This window comes from Nitrospira sp. (genome assembly GCA_035968315.1).
Taxonomy (GTDB): Bacteria; Nitrospirota; Nitrospiria; order Nitrospirales; family Nitrospiraceae; genus Nitrospira_D.
This window is the reverse complement of sequence record JAVYIN010000002.1, coordinates 200,912-221,566: the sequence shown is the minus strand read 5'-3', so window position 1 is coordinate 221,566 and position 20,655 is coordinate 200,912. Positions and strand designations below refer to the sequence as shown.

19 protein-coding genes, 1 tRNA gene and 1 other RNA gene are annotated in these 20,655 nt (G+C 59.4%); 20 read left to right on the top strand and 1 reads right to left on the bottom strand.

The window, feature by feature from the left end:
- The first annotated feature begins 48 nt into the window (after positions 1-48).
- The 4 genes from dnaG (at position 49) to RI101_01325 (ending at position 4,719) form a co-directional block, all read left to right on the top strand.
- The gene (gene dnaG, locus RI101_01340; protein MEC4888678.1) at positions 49-1,872 is read left to right on the top strand and encodes a DNA primase; all 1,824 of its coding nucleotides are present in this window, start codon (positions 49-51) and stop codon (positions 1,870-1,872) included.
- A 2-nt stretch (positions 1,873-1,874) separates the two neighbouring features.
- Entirely contained in the window at positions 1,875-3,689 is a 1,815-nt protein-coding gene (gene rpoD / locus RI101_01335) for an RNA polymerase sigma factor RpoD (GenBank protein MEC4888677.1), read from the top strand.
- 114 nt (positions 3,690-3,803) lie between these two features.
- A tRNA-Ile gene (locus tag RI101_01330) sits at positions 3,804-3,880 on the top strand.
- A gap of 62 nt (positions 3,881-3,942) precedes the next feature.
- Positions 3,943-4,719 carry a C4-type zinc ribbon domain-containing protein gene (locus RI101_01325; GenBank protein MEC4888676.1) on the top strand — a complete coding sequence of 259 codons (777 nt, stop codon included), beginning with the start codon at positions 3,943-3,945 and terminating at the stop codon, positions 4,717-4,719.
- Here RI101_01325 and rnhC read toward each other — a convergent pair.
- Positions 4,716-5,381, bottom strand: a complete 666-nt coding sequence (gene rnhC, locus RI101_01320; GenBank protein ID MEC4888675.1) for a ribonuclease HIII — start codon at positions 5,379-5,381, stop codon at positions 4,716-4,718. The genes RI101_01325 and rnhC overlap by 4 nt on opposite strands.
- A 128-nt stretch (positions 5,382-5,509) precedes the next feature.
- On the opposite strand from rnhC, the gene RI101_01315 reads away from it, so the two are divergent.
- From RI101_01315 to queA, 16 genes are all read left to right on the top strand, one after another.
- On the top strand, positions 5,510-6,349 hold the full coding sequence (locus RI101_01315) for a M48 family metallopeptidase (GenBank protein MEC4888674.1): 840 nt from the start codon (positions 5,510-5,512) through the stop codon (positions 6,347-6,349).
- Between the two features lie 158 nt (positions 6,350-6,507).
- The gene (locus tag RI101_01310) at positions 6,508-6,879 is read left to right on the top strand and encodes a PilZ domain-containing protein (protein MEC4888673.1); all 372 of its coding nucleotides are present in this window, start codon (positions 6,508-6,510) and stop codon (positions 6,877-6,879) included.
- Between the two features lie 76 nt (positions 6,880-6,955).
- Positions 6,956-7,378, top strand: an RNA gene (rnpB, locus tag RI101_01305) — RNase P RNA component class A.
- Positions 7,379-7,618: 240 nt separating this feature from the next.
- Positions 7,619-9,400, top strand: coding sequence for a biosynthetic-type acetolactate synthase large subunit (gene ilvB / locus RI101_01300; GenBank protein ID MEC4888672.1), 1,782 nt, complete (start codon positions 7,619-7,621; stop codon positions 9,398-9,400).
- Positions 9,401-9,411: 11 nt separating this feature from the next.
- The gene (gene ilvN / locus RI101_01295; protein ID MEC4888671.1) at positions 9,412-9,930 is read left to right on the top strand and encodes an acetolactate synthase small subunit; all 519 of its coding nucleotides are present in this window, start codon (positions 9,412-9,414) and stop codon (positions 9,928-9,930) included.
- A 54-nt stretch (positions 9,931-9,984) separates the two neighbouring features.
- On the top strand, positions 9,985-11,001 hold the full coding sequence (ilvC, locus tag RI101_01290; protein MEC4888670.1) for a ketol-acid reductoisomerase: 1,017 nt from the start codon (positions 9,985-9,987) through the stop codon (positions 10,999-11,001).
- A gap of 13 nt (positions 11,002-11,014) precedes the next feature.
- Entirely contained in the window at positions 11,015-11,665 is a 651-nt protein-coding gene (locus tag RI101_01285) for a phosphatidylserine decarboxylase family protein (GenBank protein ID MEC4888669.1), read from the top strand.
- A complete protein-coding gene (gene pssA, locus RI101_01280) occupies positions 11,662-12,465 on the top strand; it encodes a CDP-diacylglycerol--serine O-phosphatidyltransferase (GenBank protein ID MEC4888668.1) in 804 nt (267 codons plus the stop codon). The genes RI101_01285 and pssA overlap by 4 nt, the downstream gene beginning before the upstream one ends.
- Before the next feature lie 292 nt (positions 12,466-12,757).
- Positions 12,758-14,305, top strand: a complete 1,548-nt coding sequence (locus RI101_01275; protein MEC4888667.1) for a 2-isopropylmalate synthase — start codon at positions 12,758-12,760, stop codon at positions 14,303-14,305.
- 83 nt (positions 14,306-14,388) lie between these two features.
- A complete protein-coding gene (locus RI101_01270) occupies positions 14,389-14,751 on the top strand; it encodes a cupin domain-containing protein (GenBank protein MEC4888666.1) in 363 nt (120 codons plus the stop codon).
- Between the two features lie 34 nt (positions 14,752-14,785).
- A complete protein-coding gene (leuB, locus tag RI101_01265) occupies positions 14,786-15,859 on the top strand; it encodes a 3-isopropylmalate dehydrogenase (GenBank protein MEC4888665.1) in 1,074 nt (357 codons plus the stop codon).
- 17 nt (positions 15,860-15,876) lie between these two features.
- A complete protein-coding gene (locus tag RI101_01260) occupies positions 15,877-17,079 on the top strand; it encodes a hypothetical protein (GenBank protein MEC4888664.1) in 1,203 nt (400 codons plus the stop codon).
- A gap of 10 nt (positions 17,080-17,089) precedes the next feature.
- Entirely contained in the window at positions 17,090-18,112 is a 1,023-nt protein-coding gene (locus tag RI101_01255) for an aspartate-semialdehyde dehydrogenase (GenBank protein ID MEC4888663.1), read from the top strand.
- The gene (locus RI101_01250) at positions 18,112-18,366 is read left to right on the top strand and encodes a DUF2905 domain-containing protein (protein MEC4888662.1); all 255 of its coding nucleotides are present in this window, start codon (positions 18,112-18,114) and stop codon (positions 18,364-18,366) included. Before RI101_01255 ends, RI101_01250 begins: the two co-directional genes overlap by 1 nt.
- The gene (locus RI101_01245) at positions 18,348-19,577 is read left to right on the top strand and encodes a SpoIID/LytB domain-containing protein (protein ID MEC4888661.1); all 1,230 of its coding nucleotides are present in this window, start codon (positions 18,348-18,350) and stop codon (positions 19,575-19,577) included. Before RI101_01250 ends, RI101_01245 begins: the two co-directional genes overlap by 19 nt.
- Positions 19,578-20,597, top strand: a complete 1,020-nt coding sequence (gene queA / locus RI101_01240; GenBank protein MEC4888660.1) for a tRNA preQ1(34) S-adenosylmethionine ribosyltransferase-isomerase QueA — start codon at positions 19,578-19,580, stop codon at positions 20,595-20,597.
- The last annotated feature ends 58 nt before the right edge of the window (positions 20,598-20,655 follow it).

Here is a 20,655-nt window from a genome sequence, read left to right as displayed (position 1 = left end):
CCGACTCGTCCGGTCGTGCCTGACGGGTGTGTAGGAGCGACGACTCTCGTGGGCCGAGGCCTGATTTCTGACGATATCATCAACCAGATTCGGGATCGTGCCGATATCGCCGATATCGTCGGGCACCATGTGTCGCTCACGAAGGCGGGGCAGAATCTGAAAGGGCTCTGTCCGTTTCATCAAGAGAAAAGTCCATCCTTTACGGTCAGTCCCTCGAAGCAGATTTTTCATTGTTTTGGCTGTGGGGCCGGCGGCAATGTCTTTGCCTTTCTCACCCGGATTACCGGCTCGAGCTTTCCGGAGGTGGTGCGTGAGCTCGGACGGAAGGTGGGGGTCGAGGTTCAGGAGCAGGCGGGGTTCAATCCGCAGACGGCGCAGTTCGCCCGGATCGAGCAGGTGAATCAGGCGGCGTCGGCGTGGTTTCACAAGAATCTGCACGAGGCGAAGGCCGGCGAAGACGCACGGCGCTACCTCGCCGAACGCGGGATTGAACCGGCGACGATTGTGCAATTTAAGATCGGCGTGGCTTTGGGCGAGTGGGAAGGGCTGATCAAGGCGCTCACCCAGCAAGGCTTTACGTCGGGCGACTTGGCGGCGGCTGGTTTGACGATTGCGCGGGACCAGGCCGGCAACGGGGCGACGGGATTCTACGACCGGTTTCGGTCGCGGGTCATGTTTCCCATCGTGGATCTCCGCAAGCGCGTGGTGGGGTTCGGCGGGCGGACGCTCGGCGATGGAACGCCCAAGTATCTCAACTCCCCCGATACACCGTTATTCAAGAAAGGGCTGACGCTTTTTGCGTTCGATCAGGCGCGGGAGGCGATCGCCAGGACGAAGACCGTCATTGTGGTGGAAGGGTATTTCGACGCGATTGCGCTCCACCAAGCCGGGATTGTCCAGACCGTCGCGACGTTGGGTACGGCGTTGACGCCGGAGCACATTCAGGCCCTCCGGCGGTTTGCCTCCAATGTGGTGTTGCTGTTCGATCCCGATGCGGCCGGGGTGCGCGCGGCGTTGCGGGGGCTGGATTTGTTTGTGAACAGCGGGCTGGGCGTGAAGGTGGTGACGCTTCCGTCCGGCGACGATCCGGATACCTATGTGCGCAAAGCAGGCGTGGACGCGTTTGCGCGGCTGGAAGCGGCCGCGCCGAGCCTGTTGGATTATGCATTGGAACATAGTGTGAAGGCCGCGGAGGCCGGGTCGCTGGAAGGGCGCATCCGGAGTGTTGATGAAATTCTCCGCATCCTCCAAAAGAGCGAGCATCCCATCGAGCGCGAGGAGCGGATCCGCGTCGTGGCCGAGCGGCTGGGCATCAGCCAGCAACGGCTGATCGAGCGGTATCCGGCATTGGTGGCGGAGCAGAAAAAAGTTGCGAGTGCCGCGGCGATTCCGCCTAAGGCGGTGCCGGTCTTTAAGAACGTCCCGGAGGAGCGAGACTTGGCGTTCATGCTCTTGCATGGCAAGCTGGCGCCAGCCGATGTTCGCCGGCTCAACCCGGAACTATTTTCCGTTCCTGCCTGCCGGAAATTAGCGGAGCTCGCGCTCGGACATGTGGGGTTGGATGGCCGGATCGGCATCCGCGCGCTGCTCGATGCGGTGTTGGACGATCCGGATTGCGGCGCCCTGGCGACGGAATTATCGCTGCGTGAAGAACATTTCGACGATGTGTCGGCCCACATCAAGGATTGTCTGGATCAGTTGGATCGGAAGCGGGCGGAAGGGGTCATGCGCGACTTGATCGCCCGGCTGAAGACGGCCGAGCGGGAAGGCCGGTCGGAGGATGTGCGGTCGATCAACCTGCAAGTGAATGAATTGCGGATGCGGAAAGCCGGCACGCCAGTCGCCGGCACAGTTTCATTGGTTAAGGAGTAGCTATGCCGAAACAAGAGTTGCTCGGCGAGGTCAAAAAGCTCATCTCGATCGGGAAAGAAAAGGGCTTTCTGACTTACGACGAATTGAACAACACCCTGCCGGCGGAAGTGGTCTCGTCCGACCAGTTCGGGAGCATCATGACGATGTTCGGGGAAATGGACATCGAGATTGTGGATGCGCCGGAAGGCGAACGGGCTCAGAAGACGACCGAGCGCGAGGATGCCGGTGACGAGAGCGAAGAAGCCGAGGCGGAGAGTGACGAAGAAAACGAAAAGCCGATCGATCTTACGCCGGGCGCGCTCAGCCGGACGGACGACCCGGTGCGGCTCTATCTGAAAGAGATGGGCAGTGTCGCGCTGCTGAGCCGCGAAGGGGAAATCGAGATCGCCAAGCGCATCGAGGAGGGGAAGAAGGACATAGCCTCGGTCATCTACGGCATGCCGATGACGATCGAGTTCGTCCTGGCCCTGCGGGATCAGCTGAAGGATGCCAAGATCGATGTCCGTGAAATCGTGCCGGTGCAGGAAACGGAAGAAGATTTCGACGAAGAGCAGCCGGTCGAACGGGATTATGAGGAACTGCGGGTCAAGACGCTGGATGCGTTGAATGCCGTGCGCAAGGTGTCGCTGGCGTTGAAGGCTCTGGCCGAAAAGGGCAAGACGATCGGAAGCGACCCGGTCAAGCAGAAGCAATTCAAGAAGCAGTTCGATGTGGCGCGCCAGCAGGTGGTGGACAAGATCGAGTCCGTCAATCTGCACGGGGTGTTGAAGGACCGCATGGTGCAGCGGGTGCGCGACCTGGCGGTGCAATTCCGCATGGCCGAGCGCGAAGTGGCGAGCTGCCAGCGGCGCATCGGAGTCGGCGGGGAAGCCGGCGCCGAATTGCTGAAGAAGATGTGCCGGACGCGGCCGGATTTTCTGGCCGTCAAGCGGCGGGCCGGCGTGTCCGAAGACACGCTGAACGACATCAAGAAGGTCTATCAGGCGGCCAAGGCGCGCATCCGCCAGCTGGAAACCGAAGAAGCGCTGGTGTCGGCTGACGAGATCAAGGATGCGGTCAAGCATCTCGACGTGGCGGAAGAAAAGGTCAAGCGCGGGAAAGCGGAGCTTGTCGAAGCCAATCTGCGTCTGGTCGTGAGCATCGCGAAAAAGTACACCAACCGCGGCTTGCAGTTCCTCGACCTCATTCAGGAGGGCAATATTGGCCTGATGAAGGCGGTCGATAAGTTCGAGTACAAGCGCGGGTACAAGTTCAGCACCTATGCGACCTGGTGGATTCGCCAGGCGATCACGCGGGCCATCGCGGACCAGGCGCGCACGATCCGCATTCCGGTGCACATGATCGAGACGATCAATAAATTGATCCGGACGTCCCGCCATCTGGTGCAGAAGCTTGGGCGCGAGCCCCTTCCGGAGGAAATCGCCGAGCGGATGGATCTGCCGCTCGACAAGGTGCGAAAGATTTTGAAGATTGCGCGTGAGCCGATTTCGCTGGAGACGCCGATCGGTGAAGAAGAAGACAGCCATTTGGGCGACTTTATCGAGGATAAGAAGGCGGTGTCTCCGCTGGAAGCCGCGATCCGGTACGACTTGCAGCGCCAGATCAACAGTGCGCTGGAGACGCTGACGCCGCGCGAAGAAAAAGTTCTGCGGAAGCGGTTCGGGATCGGCGAAGCGACGGACCATACGCTGGAAGAAGTCGGGCAGGATTTCGAGGTGACGCGCGAGCGCATTCGCCAGATCGAAGCCAAGGCCCTGCGCAAGTTGCGCCATCCGAGCCGCAGCAAGAAGTTGCGCAGCTTCGTCGAAACGCTGTAGCCGGATGCACTGCCGGGTACAGTCCGATTTGACTCCGGGTGGGGGGCGGCCTAGAATCGACTACTTGCCGTCGGCTCTCTGCGGGCCGTGTGGGTATTCTGGGTACACCTGATGGGGCCCATAGCTCAGGTGGTTAGAGCGGCTGACTCATAATCAGCTGGTCCTAGGTTCAAGTCCTAGTGGGCCCACCACATGGGAGAGGTTCTTGCGCATGGCGGGCAGTGATTGCCTGCATGCAGTATAAAGGAGTCCGTTGAGCCAGAAACTATTTCCTCTGATCGCCCTGCAAAAACTTGATCTCCGCATCATGGAGATCAAAGATCAGCGCCGAAAAATTCCTGAACGCCTCAGTCTGGCCGAAGCGCCGCTACTCGAACAGACCCAGCTTCTCACTGAAACGCAGTCAGCGGTCGAGGCCCTCGTCAAAGAGCGCCGTGGGCATGAAAAAGATCTGGAAGCGCACGAGGCGCAGACCGAGAAGATGAAGTCGCATGCCGCAAGCTTGAAAACCAACAAGGAATATCAGGCGCATCTGTTCGAGATCGAGTTGGCGAATAAGAAGCGGGGGGAGTTTGAAGAAAAGATTCTCCTCTCGATGGAAAAGATCGAGCAGCTACAACAGACGGTCAAAGAAGCTCAAGAAAAAGCTGATGCAGCCAGGAAAATCTTTACGGAAGAGAGAAAAGTGCTTGATCAGCAGGATCAGGTGTTGGCAAAAGAGTTAGCCAAGCTCGAAGCCCAGCAGGCCGAGGCGGCGGGGTTGATCGATAAGAACCTGCTTGCCCGCTATAACCAGATCAAAACGGCCAAGAAGGAGCAAGCGCTGGCCGCGGTGCGCGACGGCATGTGCGCCGGGTGCCGCTTGCAAATCCCGCCTCAATTGATCGCTCAGGTCAAACGCTCCGACGATCTCCATGTGTGCCCCTACTGCCGCCGGATGCTCTACTGGGAAGGCGAGGTCCCAACCGAGTCCCCCTCGGCGTTGAGCGAAGCCAAGAAAAAAGATCTGGAAGTCGGCGAATCGGTTTAAGCCAATCCCGCCAGGACGGCTTGTGTGGTCTTGAAGTGCAGCTTCGCCACGGTTTCGAGCCGGTCTTTTCCGTGTTTCTTGATGACCATCTTTGCGGCAAGTTCCACGGCCGGTGAGGCCCCTTTCGGCAGCGTTGTCCCGACCTCATCCGATAGCCGCTTCAGGCGCAGCAGGAATTCCGCACGTGCCAGAATGGAAGCGGCGGCCACGGCGATGTCGGATTCGGCTTTGGTTCGTTGCTCCAGGACAATCTTCCGTCCCTTGTCTTGAAGGGCGTTCAGGATGAGCCGTTCGTCTCCGAACTGATCGGCAATCGCCCGTTCGCAGGACACTTGATCCAGCAGATTCTCCAGCGCCCGCGCATGGCCCCAGGCCAGCAAGCGATTCAAATTCTTAATCTTCGCATACAACTCATTGTATTTCTGCGGGCCGATGGCGACGATGCTATGCGGGCAGATTGTTTTGATGTCCGGCGCCATCTCGAGAATTCTGCCATCGGAAATCTTCTTGCTGTCCCGCACCTGCATAAGGGCCAGTTCGCCTTGGGTCGTCGCATTGACGAAGACGGCGGCGATGACCAGCGGGCCAAAATAGTCACCCTTCCCTGATTCATCGATGCCGATGCGTTCGATCGACGGGGCGGTATGGGCTGGAGAGGTCACGCGTCGCTCCCGGTGGAAAACACTTGTGCCGGCGCGGTAATGTAACGAATGCATGAGGCAGCGGTCAATTTGTGCGCCGATATGATGAGGGACGGAATATGAGGCATCGCGCGAATAGGATGAGGCTGGTGCTGGCCGGTATGCTCTGGTGTGTCTTGTGGAGTGTGGCTGGTTGTGAGACGAATCCCTATACCGGCCGGCAGCAGTTAGTCATGACGTCAGTGGCGGAGGAAATGACGATGGGGGCGCAGGCCTATCAGCAGGTCAAGAGCGATCCCAAGATGCGGCAATCGCAAGACCCTCGTGAGATCGAGCCGGTGAAGCGGGTGGCGGCTCGCATTATCGAGGCGGCCAAGCGGTCGAAGTACGCCGAGATGGCCCAGCAGTTTCAGTGGGAAGTGACGGTGATCAAGGACGACAAGACGATGAATGCGTTTGCGTTGCCCGGGGGAAAGATTGCGGTCTATACGGGCATTTTCCCGGTCGCCAAGACGGAGGCCGGATTGGCTGCTGTGCTGGGGCATGAAGTTGTCCATGCGCTGGCTCGTCACGGAGCGGAACGGATGAGCCAGGGGCAGTTGACGAATGCGGCCTTGCAAGTGGCGGAGGCCGTGGCGGGGATAAGTGGTGAAGGGGGGATGTTGTCACAGGCGGCGATGGCGGCCTTGGGGGCCGGCGCGCAGGTCGGGGTATTGTTGCCGTTTAGCCGGAAGCATGAGTCGGAGGCGGATTATATCGGCATTCTCCTTGCCGCCGATGCCGGGTATGACCCGCGGGAGTCTGTCGGCTTGTGGGAGCGCATGGCGCAATTGTCCGCCGGCGGTGGGCCAGCAGAATTTCTGTCGACTCATCCGGGACACGAAACCAGGATCCAGCAGCTCAAAAAGTGGATGCCGGAAGCTCTGGCCATATACCAGGCGAAACAACCGGTGTCTGCTTCACTATTGCCCATGATTGGGGGGCGATAACTAGATCGGTTCGTGTCGAATGTTCTCTATTGTCTCGCTCTCTATCGTGCGAGGCAAAGGTTCTCCCTACAAATGAGGTGCGTGGGCACCTCTTCTGAAGAGTAGGCATGGACTGCCTATTGTGAGAGAGTTGCGCATCACAAAGGTAGGGGGCGCTTATGGAACAACGGTATAGTGAGCGGATTCCGGTCGCCTGTGACGTGATGTTTGCCGGGAATGGAGTGATCGGGGAAGGCCGGGTGATCGATGTGTCGCTTCCCGGCTGTCTCATGGAAAGTCCTGAGGCGATGAAGATTGGGGACTATATCCGGATGCGCCTGTTTTTGCCTGACCGAGCAGCGCCCCTGAACATCCTGCTGGCAGTGGTACGGCGTGCGGAGGGGAATCTCGTGGGGCTTGAGTTTATTCGGTCCTCTCAGGGCGATCAGGCGAGATTGAGCCGCTTCGTCAGAAAACATGCGCCGATCCTGGAACAGCCCGCCCGCTGCTGGACTGGGGGCGTCGAGCTTCTTGCCGTAGCGGGAGAGTAATCGATCCCTTCTTGCCGGGAGCCGGTCGGTTCCTTGTCAGTGCTCAGGCGTTTCCCCTATACTATACTTGCGCGAGTGAGGAGGCTGGGTGATCGCTCGATACCTTCGGTATCGGGAGGAAAGTCCGGACTCCAGGGGCAGGGCGCTGGGTAACGCCCAGGCGGAGCAATCCGACACCAGCACCACAGAAAACAAACCGCCGATGGCCAACGCGACGGGATCCCATCTGGTCGCTGCGGCTCAGGTAAGGATGAAACGGTGGGGTAAGAGCCCACCGCAGTGGTGGCGACATCACTGGCACGGTAAGCGTCGCCCGGTGCAAGGCCAAATAGGAAGACACGTGCGGTTTCGAAAGAGACTGCGCAACGGCTGGCCCGGCCGGGGTCTTCGGGTAGGTCGCTTGAGGCTCGGGGTAACTCGGGTCCCAGAGAAATGGTCACCTATGCAAGGGTGTTGAGCTCTTGCAGGACAGAATCCGGCTTATAGGCTTCCTCACTCGCGCTTTTTCTTCTCCCGCTCGGCGCTCTCCTCATGATCTCTGGCAACCTCATGGTTTGGGGGAGGGGTTCCCTGGACCATGGCCTCTTGACCCTCGTGGGGCGTGATGTTAGGATCTCCCATCTTTCCCATTGATATTTCAGAAATTTCTGCGTAAGCAGACTGGGCGTTTTGTTCAGCCTATCTGTGGGGGCGTTTTTCTCAAGTAATAGACTCCGGCCATCCGGGGGAGGATAACGATATGAATCTCAACGGATCAGAAATCTTTATCGAGAGCCTCAAGCGGGAAGGCGTGAAAACGATTTTCGCGCTTCCCGGCGGCGTGGTGCTGAAGATTTTCGACATGCTCCACCAGCAAAAGGATCTTGAAGTGATTTTGACCAGGCACGAGCAGGGTGCCGGTCATATGGCCGAGGGGTATGCCAAAGCGACCGGGAAGGCCGGCGTGGCTTTGGTCACGTCTGGTCCAGGCATGACCAACGTCATTACGGCGCTGGCCGATGCCTATATGGATTCTGTCCCGCTGGTCTGTTTTAGCGGGCAGGTGCCCACGAGTTTGATCGGCAATGATGCCTTCCAAGAAGCGGACAATATCGGCTTGAGCCGTCCTTGCACCAAGTACAATTTCTTGGTGAAAGACGTGAACGATCTGGCCATGACGATCAAGGAAGCGTTCTACATTGCCACGACCGGCCGGCCGGGTCCCGTGCTGGTCGATATTCCCAAGGACGTGTCGATGGCCAAGGCTGAGTTCGTCTATCCGAACTCGGTGTCGATTCGCGGCTATAACCCGACGTACGACGGCAACAAGTGGCAGATCAAGCAAGCGGCTGAGGCTATTATGAAGGCCAAGAAGCCCATTTTGTATGTGGGCGGCGGCGCGGTGTTTTCAGGGGCTGCGCAGGAATTGCTTGAGCTGGCCGAACTCACCCAGATTCCCGTGGATATGACTTTGATGGGCTTGGGCATCTTCCCGGGCGAGCATCCGCTTTCAATGGGGATGCTCGGGATGCATGGCACCTATCAGGCCAACATGGCGATGCACTACTCCGATCTCGTGATTGCGATCGGCGCGCGCTTTGACGACCGGGTAACGGGGAAGGTCTCCGAGTTCTGCCCCCACGCTAAGATCATTCACGTCGATATCGATCCGACGTCGATCCGGAAAAACATCCATGTCGATATTCCAATCGTGGGCGATTGCAAAACGGTGTTGCGCGAACTGAATCAGATCCTTCGCGCATCAGTGAATGGCGAGCAAAAGGAATTGCGCAAGCCCTGGTGGGATCAGATTCATGAGTGGCAGCGCAATCATCCCTTGACCTATCAGCAGGATGCCGACGGACCGATCAAGCCGCAGCATGTGGTCAAGCGGCTCTACGAGCTCACGAAGGATCGTGATCCGATCGTGTCGACCGACGTGGGCCAGCATCAAATGTGGGCGGCGCAGTATTTCAAGCTGGCGAAGCCGAATCGCTGGCTGACGTCAGGCGGATTAGGGACGATGGGCTTTGGCTTCCCGGCCGCCATGGGGGCGCAGGCCGCGTTCCGGGACCGCTTGGTGCTCTGCATTGCCGGAGACGGCAGCATTCAGATGAACATGCAGGAGATGGCGACCGCCGTGGTCAGCAAGCTTCCGGTGAAGATCATTGTGTTGAACAACCGTTTCCATGGCATGGTGCGGCAGTGGCAGGACCTGTTCTACGAAGGGCGGTATGCCTCCAGCGATCTCGAAAATACGCCGGACTTTGTGAAGCTGGCTGAAGCCTACGGCGCAGTCGGGTTGCGGGCCAGCAAGGTGGGCGATCTCGATGGCGTGTTGAAGGAAGCGATTGCGGTCGATAAACCCGTGATCGTGGATGTTCCGACCTATCGGTTCGAGAACTGTTATCCCATGATTCCGGCCGGCGGGTGCAATCATGAAATGATTCTGGAAGATCCGCCGGAGTTGAAGAAAAAGCAGAAACAGGCCGGCTCCGGGAAGGTGACGCCGGAAGACAAAGATACGGTCTTGACGGCGTAAGGCAACGGACTATGGAACATATCATCGCAGTGACAGTGGAAAATAAGTTTGGCGTGCTGTCCCGCGTCGCGGGGCTGTTCAGCGGGCGCGGATTCAACATCGAGAGCCTGTCGGTCGCGCCGACGCTGGATCCGTCGATGTCGCAAATGATCATCGTCACGTCCGGCGATGACCGCATCATCGAGCAGATTGTCAAGCAGCTGAACAAGCTGATCGATGTCATCAAAGTGGTCGATCTGAATGAAAGCGAGTTCGTCTCGCGGGAGACGGCGCTGATCAAGGTGCACACCAAGGCGGAAGACCGGGCCGAGGCGCTCAGGATCGCGGACATCTTCCGGGCGAACGTCATCGATTCGACGCCGGCCACCTATACGATCGAAGTGACGGGCGATCCTAAAAAGATCGAAGCCATCATCAATCTGTTGCAGCCGCTCGGTATCAAGGAGCTCACCCGGACCGGCCGCGTGGCGGTCGCCCGTGAACCGATTCGGGCCAGTGTCGTGCAACCGAAAAAAGTGGCGCGCGAGTAGCCAGTCGTTCAGCGAACGGATTTATTTTGACCATAGGGAGTTCTTGAGGAGTTCATGATGAAGATTTATTACGACAAGGATGCCGACATTCAGCAGATTCGCAATAAAAAGGTCGCCGTGATCGGTTACGGCAGCCAGGGCCATGCGCACGCCCTCAACATGAAAGAGAGCGGCGTGAACGTGGTCATCGGGTTGCGCGAGGGCGCGTCCTGGAAGAAGGCGGAACAGAGCGGGCTGAAAGTCATGCCGGTGGCGGATGCGGTGAAGGCGTCGGATGTCATCATGATTCTGGCTCCGGATGAAATGCAGGCGGCCATCTATCGCCAGGAGATCGCGCCCAATCTAAAACCGGGGTCGTATCTCGCGTTTGGCCATGGATTCAATATCCATTTTGGCCAAATCGTGCCTCCGGCGAACGTCAATGTGTTTATGGTGGCGCCCAAGGGCCCCGGACACCTCGTCCGTTCCGAATACACCAAGGGGAGCGGAGTGCCCTGCTTGCTCGCGATCCATCAGGATCCCAGTGGCACGACCCGGCAGGTGGGCTTGGCCTACGCGAGCGCCGTCGGCGGCGGCCGCGCCGGCATCATCGAAACGAATTTCCGCGAAGAGACGGAGACCGACCTGTTCGGCGAACAGGCCGTGCTCTGCGGCGGGCTCACGTCTTTGATTCAGGCGGGCTTCGAAACGCTGGTGGAAGCTGGGTATTCGCCGGAAATGGCCTATTTCGAGTGTTTGCATGAGGTGAAGCTCATCGTCGATTTGATCTATCAGGGTGGCATCGCCAACATGCGGTACTCGATCAGCACGACGGCGAAGTACGGGGACATCACGCGCGGTCCACGAGTGGTCACCGAGCAGACGAAGCAGGAAATGAAGAAGATCCTCGGCGAAATTCAGACTGGTCAGTTCGCCAAAGAATGGGTGCTGGAGAACCAGGCCAATCGTCCCGTCTACAATGCGTTGCTGGCCAAAGGCGAGGCCCATCCCATCGAAGAGGTGGGCGCCAAGCTGCGGGCGATGATGCCGTGGCTGAAGAAAGATCAGCTCGTCGATAAGTCGAAAAACTGAGGCTCTTCATCCTGTGGCAGATCGCGCTGTCGGTATCCCGATTGTGAAAGAAGGAATTCCCTTCGTTGGAATAACGGGAGGGGTTACACTGCTATCAGGTGTGATGGGGTGGATGGTTCCGGCTGTCATTGCCGGAGGATTCACCCTCTTTACGGCCTGGTTTTTTCGTAACCCGTCTCGGGTCGTTCCTCAGGGCGCCAATGTGGTGGTGGCGCCGGGCGATGGGAAAGTCATCGCCATTGAGGAAGAATTCGAGCCACGGTATCTCAAGGATCGCAGCATCCGGCTGACGATTTTCTTGAACGTGTTCGATGTGCATGTGAATCGGACGCCCTGTGAGGGGCTCATTGAGCAGGTGCAATATCAGCCTGGCGCATTTCTGGTTGCCAGCAAGCCCGAGGCGACCCTGCGGAATGAGCAGAATGCGCTGATGATCCGGACTGACAAAGGCGCAAAAGTTCTGTGCGTGCAGGTGGCGGGATTGATCGCCCGCCGGATCGTGTGCTGGGTGACGGCCGGCGATCGCGTGCCGCGAGGAGAGCGATTTGGGTTGATCCGATTCGGATCACGGATGGATACGTTCCTTCCGTTGGGGACGAAGATGCGGGTAGCGGTGGGTGATCGCGTCAAGGGCGGGGAAACCATTGTAGGAGAACTGCAATGAAGGGAAACGGCTTGCGGCAAGCGTTTGCGAAGGAAGGGCGAAAGCGCCAGGCCATGCACCTGATTCCCAATTTGTTTACCACCGGGAATCTGTTCTGTGGCGTCTATGCGATTCTGTCGATTTTTAACGCCAACTACATGGCTGCGTCGATCGCCATTTTAGTGGCCATGATTTTTGACGTGTTGGATGGAAAGTCAGCCCGGCTGACCAATAGCACGAGCCATTTCGGGCTGGAATATGACTCCTTGTCCGACGTGGTTTCGTTCGGTGTGGCCCCGGGGCTGCTGATTTATTCCTGGGCGCTTAGCGGACAGGGCACGTTCGGCGTGGCCGTGATGTTTGCCTATGTGGCGATGGGCGCGGTGCGGCTGGCGCGATTCAATTCCACCGTGGCGCTGGCTGATAGCAAGTATTTTACGGGGCTGGCGATTCCTGCGGCAGCCGGTGTGGTCGCCTCGCTGGTGATTTTGGATCAGCATGTTGTCCGGATGGGAGCCGATGTGAAGCCGGTCGCGGTGCTTCTGATCACCCTGGCCTTGTCGTTCCTGATGGTCAGTACGGTAAAGTACCGGAGCTTTAAGGATCTCAAATTCAAGGGGCATCAGCAGATTACCTATCTGGTGTGGGGAATTCTGGCGTTGATGATGATTGCGGCGTGGCCTGAGGTCATGCTGTTTGTGGTGTTTGCCGGCTATGCCTTGATGGGGCCGACAGAACGAGTCTTTTGGCTGGTCGCCAAAGCGATGGGGAAGAAGCCCCTTCTCAAGTCCGATCAGCCTGTGATAGAACCCAAAGCGTAAGGCGACGACGAGGAGTAGTACGCGGGCCGTATAGATCTGAGAGAACCGGCGGGTGGTGCAAGCCGGTCTGTGCGCCGCAGAACTCGCCTCTGAGCCGAATCCGTGAAGACGAGTAATGGATTCCGTGTCGCTCCCGTAAGGAGCCAATGAAGGGTGATGGATGACCGGTCGTCATCTGTGACCGAAGCAGGGTGGTACCACGAAGTGCGTCAAGCCTTCGTCCCTGATCCGCAAGGATCGGGATGAGGGCTTTTGTGTTTCTGGAGGCCGCTGAGAAGAGAGGGAGAACGTCATGGAACGGATGATCAGGATTTTCGATACGACGTTGCGCGACGGCGAGCAATCGCCCGGCGCCAGCATGAATGTGGAAGAAAAAGTGATGGTGGCGAAGCAGTTGGCGCGCTTGGGCGTCGATATTATCGAGGCCGGGTTCGCCTACAGTTCGCCCGGCGATTTTGAAGCGGTGCGGCGGATTGCGCAGGAAGTGGAGGGGCCGACGATTTGCAGCCTGGCCCGTGCGCGCCCGGAAGACATCGACCGTGCGTGGGAAGCGCTCAAGGGGGCGCCGAAGGTCCGGATCCATACGTTCCTCTCGACGTCGGACATTCATTTGAAACATCAGTTTCGAATGACGCGGGAGGAAGCGAAGAAGCGGGCGGTCGAGATGGTGCAGCGGGCGAGAAGTTACGTCAGCGATGTGGAATTCTCCCCGATGGATGCCAGCCGGTCCGACCCGGCTTACCTTTACGAGGTGATTGAAGCGGTCATTGCGGCGGGGGCGGGAACTATCAATATCCCGGACACCGTGGGGTATGCGGTTCCGCAAGAATTTGGCCAGTTGATCAAGGGGATTTGCGAGAAGGTGCCCAACGCCAAGCAGGCCGTGATTTCCGTGCATTGCCACAACGACCTGGGCCTGGCGGTGGCCAATAGCCTGTCGGCGGTGGTGAATGGCGCGGGACAGGTCGAATGTACGATCAACGGGATCGGGGAGCGGGCCGGGAACACGTCGCTTGAGGAAATCGTGATGGGGCTCAGGACGAGGAAGGATTTCTATCAGGCCGATACGGGCGTCCGGACCGAGGAGATCGCCAAGAGCAGCCGCCTGGTCAGCAAGATTACCGGCATGGTGGTGCAGCCGAACAAGGCGATCGTTGGGGCGAATGCGTTCGCCCACACGTCCGGCATTCATCAGGACGGGCTGCTGAAGGAGAAGACGACCTACGAGATCATGCGGCCGGAATCGATCGGGCTGGTCGAAAGCAAAATGGTGATGGGCAAGTTGTCCGGCCGGCATGCTTTCCGCCAGCGGCTGGAGGATTTGGGCTACAAGCTCTCCGAGGAGGAGATCAATCACGCCTTTGAACGATTCAAGAAGCTGGCCGATCAGAAGAAAGAGATCTACGAAGAGGATCTGGAAGTGATCGTGTCGGAAGAGCTGGCCAAGATGACGGAGCGGATTGTGTTGAAATCGTTCCACGTCGAGAGCGGGACGGATCGTGTGCCGACGGCCACGGTCGAACTGGAAATCGACGGCCGGCTCATCAAGGAATCCGGCTCGGGCGACGGCCCGGTGGACGCGGTCTATCGCACCATCGCGTCCATTACGAAGACCAAGAGCAAGCTGCTGATGTTTGGCGTCAACGCCATCACGGGCGGAACGGATGCGCAGGGAGAAGTCTCTGTGCGGGTGGAGGAGGATGGACGGACGGTGTCCGGAAACGGCGCGGATACCGACATCATTACGGCGGCGGCCAAGGCCTATTTGAATGCCCTGAATCGGCTGGCCTATATGGCGTCGAAGCAGGCCGACGGAGGGGGCAAGGTTCGCTTGATTTGATCGTTCCAGCCACGCTACAGTGATCGTCTTTGGCGCCAGTCTTCCGCTGTTGGCGGGCGGGATCGGCGAAGGGGCGGTCTCCTATGTTGAAACGCACGCTTGCCGATTGCGAGGAGTTTCTCGCCGGGGACCATACGGTGCTCCGCGAGTTGTTGCATCCGGCCAAACAGCCGGTGGAGTTGGGCTATAGTGTGGCCCATGGCCGGCTTGCGCCGGGGCGGCGGTCAAAGCGGCACCGGCTGGCCTCGTCCGAAGTGTACTATTTTATTGCCGGGCAAGGGCGGTTTACGATCGATCAGGACGTCTGTCCCGTTGAGGGCGGATCGGTTCTGTATGTGCCTCCGGGCGGAGACCAATCGTTGGAAAATACCGGGACGTGCGATATCGAGTTTCTCTGCCTGGTCGATCCGGCCTGGCGGGTGGAAGATGAGCAGGTGCTGGAGTAGGTGCGGAGTTCGTTCGTAAGAAGGAGTGCATGACGTGAAAGCAAAGATTGCGGTGTTGGCAGGGGATGGTGTGGGGCGTGAGATTGTGCCGGAAGCCGTCAAGGTGCTGAAGGCGATCGGCGAGAAGTACCACCATTCATTTGAATTCGTGTCGGCCGATATCGGCGGCCAGGCGATCGACAAGGTCGGGGTGCCGCTGCCTCAAGACACGCTGGCGCTGGCGAAGCAAAGCGATGCGGTGTTGTTGGGGGCGGTCGGCGGTCCCAAATGGGAGGGGCTGGAGTACAGCCTCCGTCCTGAGCGCGCGTTGCTCGGTATTCGCGAAGCCTTGGGGCTCTATGCCAATCTGCGGCCGGCGAAGGTCTATCCCAATCTGGTTGATGCCTCGACCTTGAAGCGTGAAGTGATCGAAGGGATCGATATTCTCGTCGTGCGCGAACTGACGGGCGGGATCTACTTCGGCAAACCGAAGGGGATTGAAAAGCTGCCGAACGGCGAAGAACGGGGCGTGAACACCGAAGTCTATACGACCGAGGAAATTCGGCGCATCGGGAAGGTGGCGTTTGAGGCGGCGCGGAAGCGGCGGAAGAAAGTGACGTCGGTTGACAAAGCCAATGTGCTGGAATCGTCCGAGCTGTGGCGCCGTGTCATGATCGAGGTGCAGAAGAGTTATCCGGACGTCGAATTGCACCACATCTATGTGGATAATGCGGCGATGCAGCTGGTGCGCAATCCCCGCCAGTTCGACGTGATGGTGTGCAACAACATGTTCGGGGACATTTTGAGCGATGAGGCGGCGATGTTGACGGGATCGATCGGGATGCTGCCCTCCGCCAGCATCGGCGCCAAGGTTGGATTGTTCGAGCCGATTCATGGCAGCGCGCCCGATATTGCCGGGAAAAACATCGCCAATCCGATTGCGACCATTGCGTCGGCGGGGATGATGCTGTCCTATGCCTTCCAGCTCGACAAGGAAGCGGAAGCGATTGAGCAGGCGATCGTGAAGACCCTCGATTTGGGTTATCGAACGAAAGACATTCAGAGCCCGGGGGCCAGAATCGTCGGGACCACCGAGATGGGTGAGGCGATTCTCCGCAATCTGGTGTAAGGCCGGTCAGGTCACGTATGGCGACGACAACCAAATCATGGATCGTGAGTACTCGGGCCGGCATCGGAGAGCCGGGGTTTGCCGGTGATGGTGGCCTGGCTTCCCGTGCGAGTCTGAATGAACCGAAAGGGCTCGCTATCGATCGCGAGGGACACCTGTTCATCGCCGACTCTGAAAATCATGTAATTCGACGGGTCGATCGGGTGACGGGACTGATCGCCACCGTCGTTGGGCTTCCGTCAGACAATGCGGCTGCCAGCGCGCCATCCCCATGGATGCAGGCATCTGCGCAGGACGAGGCGGATCCGTTTGCCGAGGCCGGCCAGTCTACGACGGAGAAATATACGCAACAGACGGATCTGAGCGGCACCGTGCGATACCTCGTCGGCGCGGCGGCACAGAAGCGATTTGGCGGCGACGGGGGGCCTGCCACAGGCGCGCAGCTCAATTTCCCCACGGCCGTGGCGGTGGATGGGCAGGGCCATCTCTATGTCGCCGATACGATGAATCATCGTGTGCGGCGGGTGGATGCGCAGACCGGGGTGATCACGACAGTGGCCGGGACCGGGCAGGCCAGATTTTCCGGTGATGGGGGCCCGGCTGATCAGGCCGCGCTCAATGAGCCGGCCGCATTGGTCGTGGATGACTCCGGGCAGCTGTACATTGCCGATCAGAGCAACAACCGTGTCCGGGTAGTGGATTTGAAGAGCGGCCTCATCAGGACGCTGGCCGGGACCGGGTCCGCAACCTACGACGGAGATGGACGGCCTGCGGCGGAATCGAGCCTTGCCGGGCCGAGTGGACTGGCATTAGGGGCTGGTGGGTTGTATATCGCCGATACCTTCAACGGACGCATCCGTTGTGTGGATTTGGCCACAGGGCTGATATCCACGGTTGCCGGCGATGGCGGCGACTATCGCTATCAGGCGCCGTCCGAACCGCCGTCCCCCAGCCTTTCCAGGCCTTCAGGGATCGCCTTGGATCGGGATGGACATCTCTTTCTCACCGATTCGGATAGCCATTTGATTCGCCGGTGGGATCGGGACACGCGAGTGGTAACGAGGGTGGCCGGTATCGGCGCGGCTTCGTACAGCGGAGACGGGGGATCGGCGCTGGAGGCGAGTCTCTGTTACCCCTTTGGGATTGTGGCCGATCGCGAGGGCGTGGTATTCGTGGCCGACACCTTCAATCATCGTATTCGTATTTTATCGTTGGAGTAGGAAGAGGCGCATGCTCAAGAAAAAGTCGGCATACACGGTGGCCATTCTCGGTGCGACCGGCGCGGTTGGAAAAGAAACGCTCGAGATTTTGGAAGAACGGAAATTCCCGCTGGCGGCGCTGCGCCTGTTTGCGTCGAAGCGATCGGCAGGGGAAGTCATGATGTGCCAGGGGAAGGAATGGACAGTCGAGGAATTGTTGCCGTCGTCGTCCTTTGCCGGGGTTGATTTTGCGCTGATCTCCGCGACGGATGCGATCAGCAAGGAATACGGACCGCGGTTAGGGGCTGCCGGAGTGGTGGTGATCGACGATAGCGCGGTATTCCGGATGGATGCCGAGGTGCCGTTGGTCGTCCCGGAAGTGAATGCCGCTGCGTTGCGTTCGCTTCCGCGAGGGATTGTCTCGATTCCCAATTGCACAACGACGCCTCTGGTGATGGCGCTCAAGCCGCTGCACGATGCCGTGGGGGTGAAGCGCGTGGTCGTGACCACGTTTCAGTCCGTGTCCGGCACCGGAGCCGCGGCGATGGATGAATTGCTGGAACAAACCAGAGCCTTGATGGCGTTTCGCGATGTCAAAGCGGAAGTGTATCCGTATCAGATTGCCTTCAATCTCCTGCCGCACATCGGATCGTTTTCCGAGGCCGGCGATTGTTCCGAAGAGGTGAAGATCGTCCGGGAGACGAGAAAGATTCTCGACGCGCCGAAAATGCGCGTGACCTCGACGACGGTGCGCGTGCCGGTCTTGCGCTGCCATTCCGAGGCGATCAATGTCGAGCTGGAGAAGCCATTGACGGCGAATGACGCACGGGCGGCGCTGGCCGCCATGCCGGGTGTCATTGTCTACGATGATCCATTGAAAAAGCTCTACCCGATGCCGTTGGATGCGACGGGCAAGGACGAGGTCTACGTCGGCCGCATTCGCGAGGACGAGTCGATTCCCAACGGCTTGAATCTCTGGGTCGTGTCGGACAATCTTCGCAAGGGCGCCGCCCTCAATGCGATTCAAATTGCGGAGTGTTTGGTACAGGGCTGATGGAAGACTGGAGCAGCCTCGGCAAGCTCTTGATCGCCGCAGGGGCGGGTGTGGTGCTGGTGGGCCTCATTCTGGTGCTCGGTGAGCGGCTGTCCGGGGTGGGCTCGTGGTTCGGGTGGATCGGCAGGCTGCCCGGTGATATCTCCATCAAACGCGATCATTTTTCCTTCTATTTTCCTCTCGGAACCAGTCTGGTGCTCAGTGTGGTCCTGAGTCTGGTATTCTATCTCGTATCATGGCTATTTCGACGCTAGGCTGTCTGCAACGCGCCATTCTGGCCGGAGGATTGTCCGGGCTCTGCTTCTTCGGGACGATGCCAGCCGCCGAGGCCGCGGAGTCGATTCGCGTCTTGTTGGCCTCTGATGTCCACCGTTTGGAGGCCCGGGCTGAGACGGTCCTGTGGGTCACGGATGCGCAGGACCGGGCGCATCCGTTCAAGTCGGCGCTGCATATCGAGGTACGGGGGGCTACGTTCCTGATCAACGGGACCCGGGTTGCCGGAGAGCGCGTCACGCTTCGAGCCGGCGATCACGACCTCAAGCTGTGGATCCCTCGCTCCAATGGCGGGGCGAATGGCCCCTCCGTCCAGTCAACGGATGAGAAAGCCGCGCTGCACGTGAGCGGACTGGTGCATCTCGTCCGGCGGGGGAAAGGCGTGTTGGTGATCAACCAGGTGGATCTGGAAGAATATGTGAAGGGCGTGGTGCCGGCGGAGGTCAATTCAGCCTGGCATCCTGAAATGCTCAAGGTGCAGGCCATCGCGGCCAGAACGTATGTGGTGTACCAGCACATGTTGAGCGCCTCGCGCGACTACGATGTGGCCGCCAGCATTCAGGACCAAGTCTATCGCGGCCGGCAGGGCGTGGATGCCCGGGTGCAGGAGGCGGTGGAGTCCACGCGGGGATTGGTGGTCACCCACGAGGGCGCGCCGATCTATGCGGCCTTTTCCTCGACGGCGGCCGGCATTACCGAAGATGCCATGATTGTGTGGTCGAAGGATCTGCCGTATCTCAAAGGGGTCGAATGCCCGTTCGATGTCGAGTCTCCCTACTATCAGTGGAAGGCGTCGTTCAAGCTCTCGACACTGGAGCGGAATCTCAGAAGCCAGGGATTTTCGCTCGGCACGATTGCGACGATGACGCCGGTGAGTTTCAGCCGAGCCGGGCGTGTCGCGAAGCTGCGCATTCTGCATTCCAACGGCGAGTTGATCGTGCGCGGGGAGGATCTGCGCAAGGCGGTGGGGTATACGGTCGTCCCCAGCACGCAATTCACGATTGAGTCGATGGGACAGGATGTGGTGCTGCTCGGATACGGCGCCGGGCATGCGGTCGGGTTGTGCCAGTGGGGCGCGAAAGAGCTGGCGGAGCTGGGCTATTCCTATTCGACGATCCTTCGCTATTACTATCCGGGAACGGAATTGCAGAATGTGGCGTTGACTAAAATGCCTCCGGCGCCCTCTTCATAGATGAATCTCTCCGAATTCGATTTTCCATTCGATGCGTCCTTGATTGCGTCCGAGCCGATTCTTCCGCGGCATGAGGCGCGGCTGCTCTGTCTTGACCGGGCATCGCATGGCATGGCCCATCGGCAGGTGGCGGACCTCCCGTCGTTGCTGGAGCCCGGCGATCTGCTTGTGGTGAATGACACCAGAGTGATGGCCGCCCGTCTTTCCGGGCGAAAACAGCCGACGGGCACCGTGGTCGAGGTGCTGTTCGTCAGAGACCTTGGAGAGGCCCTGTGGGAGGTGCTGATCAAGGGACGCTTCCACGTGGGGCAACAGATTGAGTTCGGCTCCGATGCGCGCGCCACGGTGGTGCAGCGCGATGCAAGAGGGACCAGGCTGAAGGTCGAGAGTACCGTGCCGGTCGTGGAGTTGCTTCGGGCTCATGGGCAGATGCCGCTCCCTCCCTATATCAAGCGGGCGGTGCAGCCGGAAGATCAGGTCTGGTATCAGACGTGTTTTGCGGGCCGGGAAGGCGCGATCGCCGCTCCGACCGCAGGGCTCCATTTTACCCCTGAGCTATTCGCCCAATTGCGCGCGCGCGGGATCTTGACCACGGCCGTCACGCTGCACGTGGGGCCGGGGACCTTTCAGCCGGTGGTCGTGGAGCGGATCGAGGAGCATCAGATGGGGGAGGAATGGTTTGATGTGGGCGCGCAGGCGGTTCAGGCGATTCTTGAGACCAAACGTGCGGGACGGCGGGTGGTAGCAGTCGGCACTACGGCTGTGCGGGCGTTGGAGTCCGCCGCGTTGCACCAGGAGGTGCTTCGTCCGGCTACCGGCGACAGCCGGCTCTTTATCGCCCCTGGTTTTCAGTTCAAGGTGGTCGATGCGCTCATGACGAATTTCCATCTTCCGCGGACGACGCTGTTGATGCTCGTGTCGGCATTGGCCGGTGTGGAGGCCGTGCGCGGAGCCTATGCCGAGGCGGTCAAAGAACGCTATCGGTTTTACAGCTATGGCGATGCGATGCTGATCGTGTGAGTCATGCGAGGCGCGAGGCCAGTGGCAAGAGGCAATGGGCGAAAATCGAGGATCGGGT

Coding starts and splice junctions, on each gene's coding strand:
- rpoD (MEC4888677.1), top strand. CDS start 1,875: ATGCCGAAACAAGAGTTGCTCGGCGAGGTCAAAAAGCTCATCTCGATC.
- RI101_01310 (MEC4888673.1), top strand. CDS start 6,508: ATGGAACAACGGTATAGTGAGCGGATTCCGGTCGCCTGTGACGTGATG.
- ilvB (MEC4888672.1), top strand. CDS start 7,619: ATGAATCTCAACGGATCAGAAATCTTTATCGAGAGCCTCAAGCGGGAA.
- ilvN (MEC4888671.1), top strand. CDS start 9,412: ATGGAACATATCATCGCAGTGACAGTGGAAAATAAGTTTGGCGTGCTG.
- ilvC (MEC4888670.1), top strand. CDS start 9,985: ATGATGAAGATTTATTACGACAAGGATGCCGACATTCAGCAGATTCGC.
- pssA (MEC4888668.1), top strand. CDS start 11,662: ATGAAGGGAAACGGCTTGCGGCAAGCGTTTGCGAAGGAAGGGCGAAAG.
- RI101_01275 (MEC4888667.1), top strand. CDS start 12,758: ATGGAACGGATGATCAGGATTTTCGATACGACGTTGCGCGACGGCGAG.
- RI101_01270 (MEC4888666.1), top strand. CDS start 14,389: ATGTTGAAACGCACGCTTGCCGATTGCGAGGAGTTTCTCGCCGGGGAC.
- RI101_01260 (MEC4888664.1), top strand. CDS start 15,877: ATGGCGACGACAACCAAATCATGGATCGTGAGTACTCGGGCCGGCATC.
- RI101_01255 (MEC4888663.1), top strand. CDS start 17,090: ATGCTCAAGAAAAAGTCGGCATACACGGTGGCCATTCTCGGTGCGACC.
- RI101_01250 (MEC4888662.1), top strand. CDS start 18,112: ATGGAAGACTGGAGCAGCCTCGGCAAGCTCTTGATCGCCGCAGGGGCG.
- RI101_01245 (MEC4888661.1), top strand. CDS start 18,348: ATGGCTATTTCGACGCTAGGCTGTCTGCAACGCGCCATTCTGGCCGGA.
- queA (MEC4888660.1), top strand. CDS start 19,578: ATGAATCTCTCCGAATTCGATTTTCCATTCGATGCGTCCTTGATTGCG.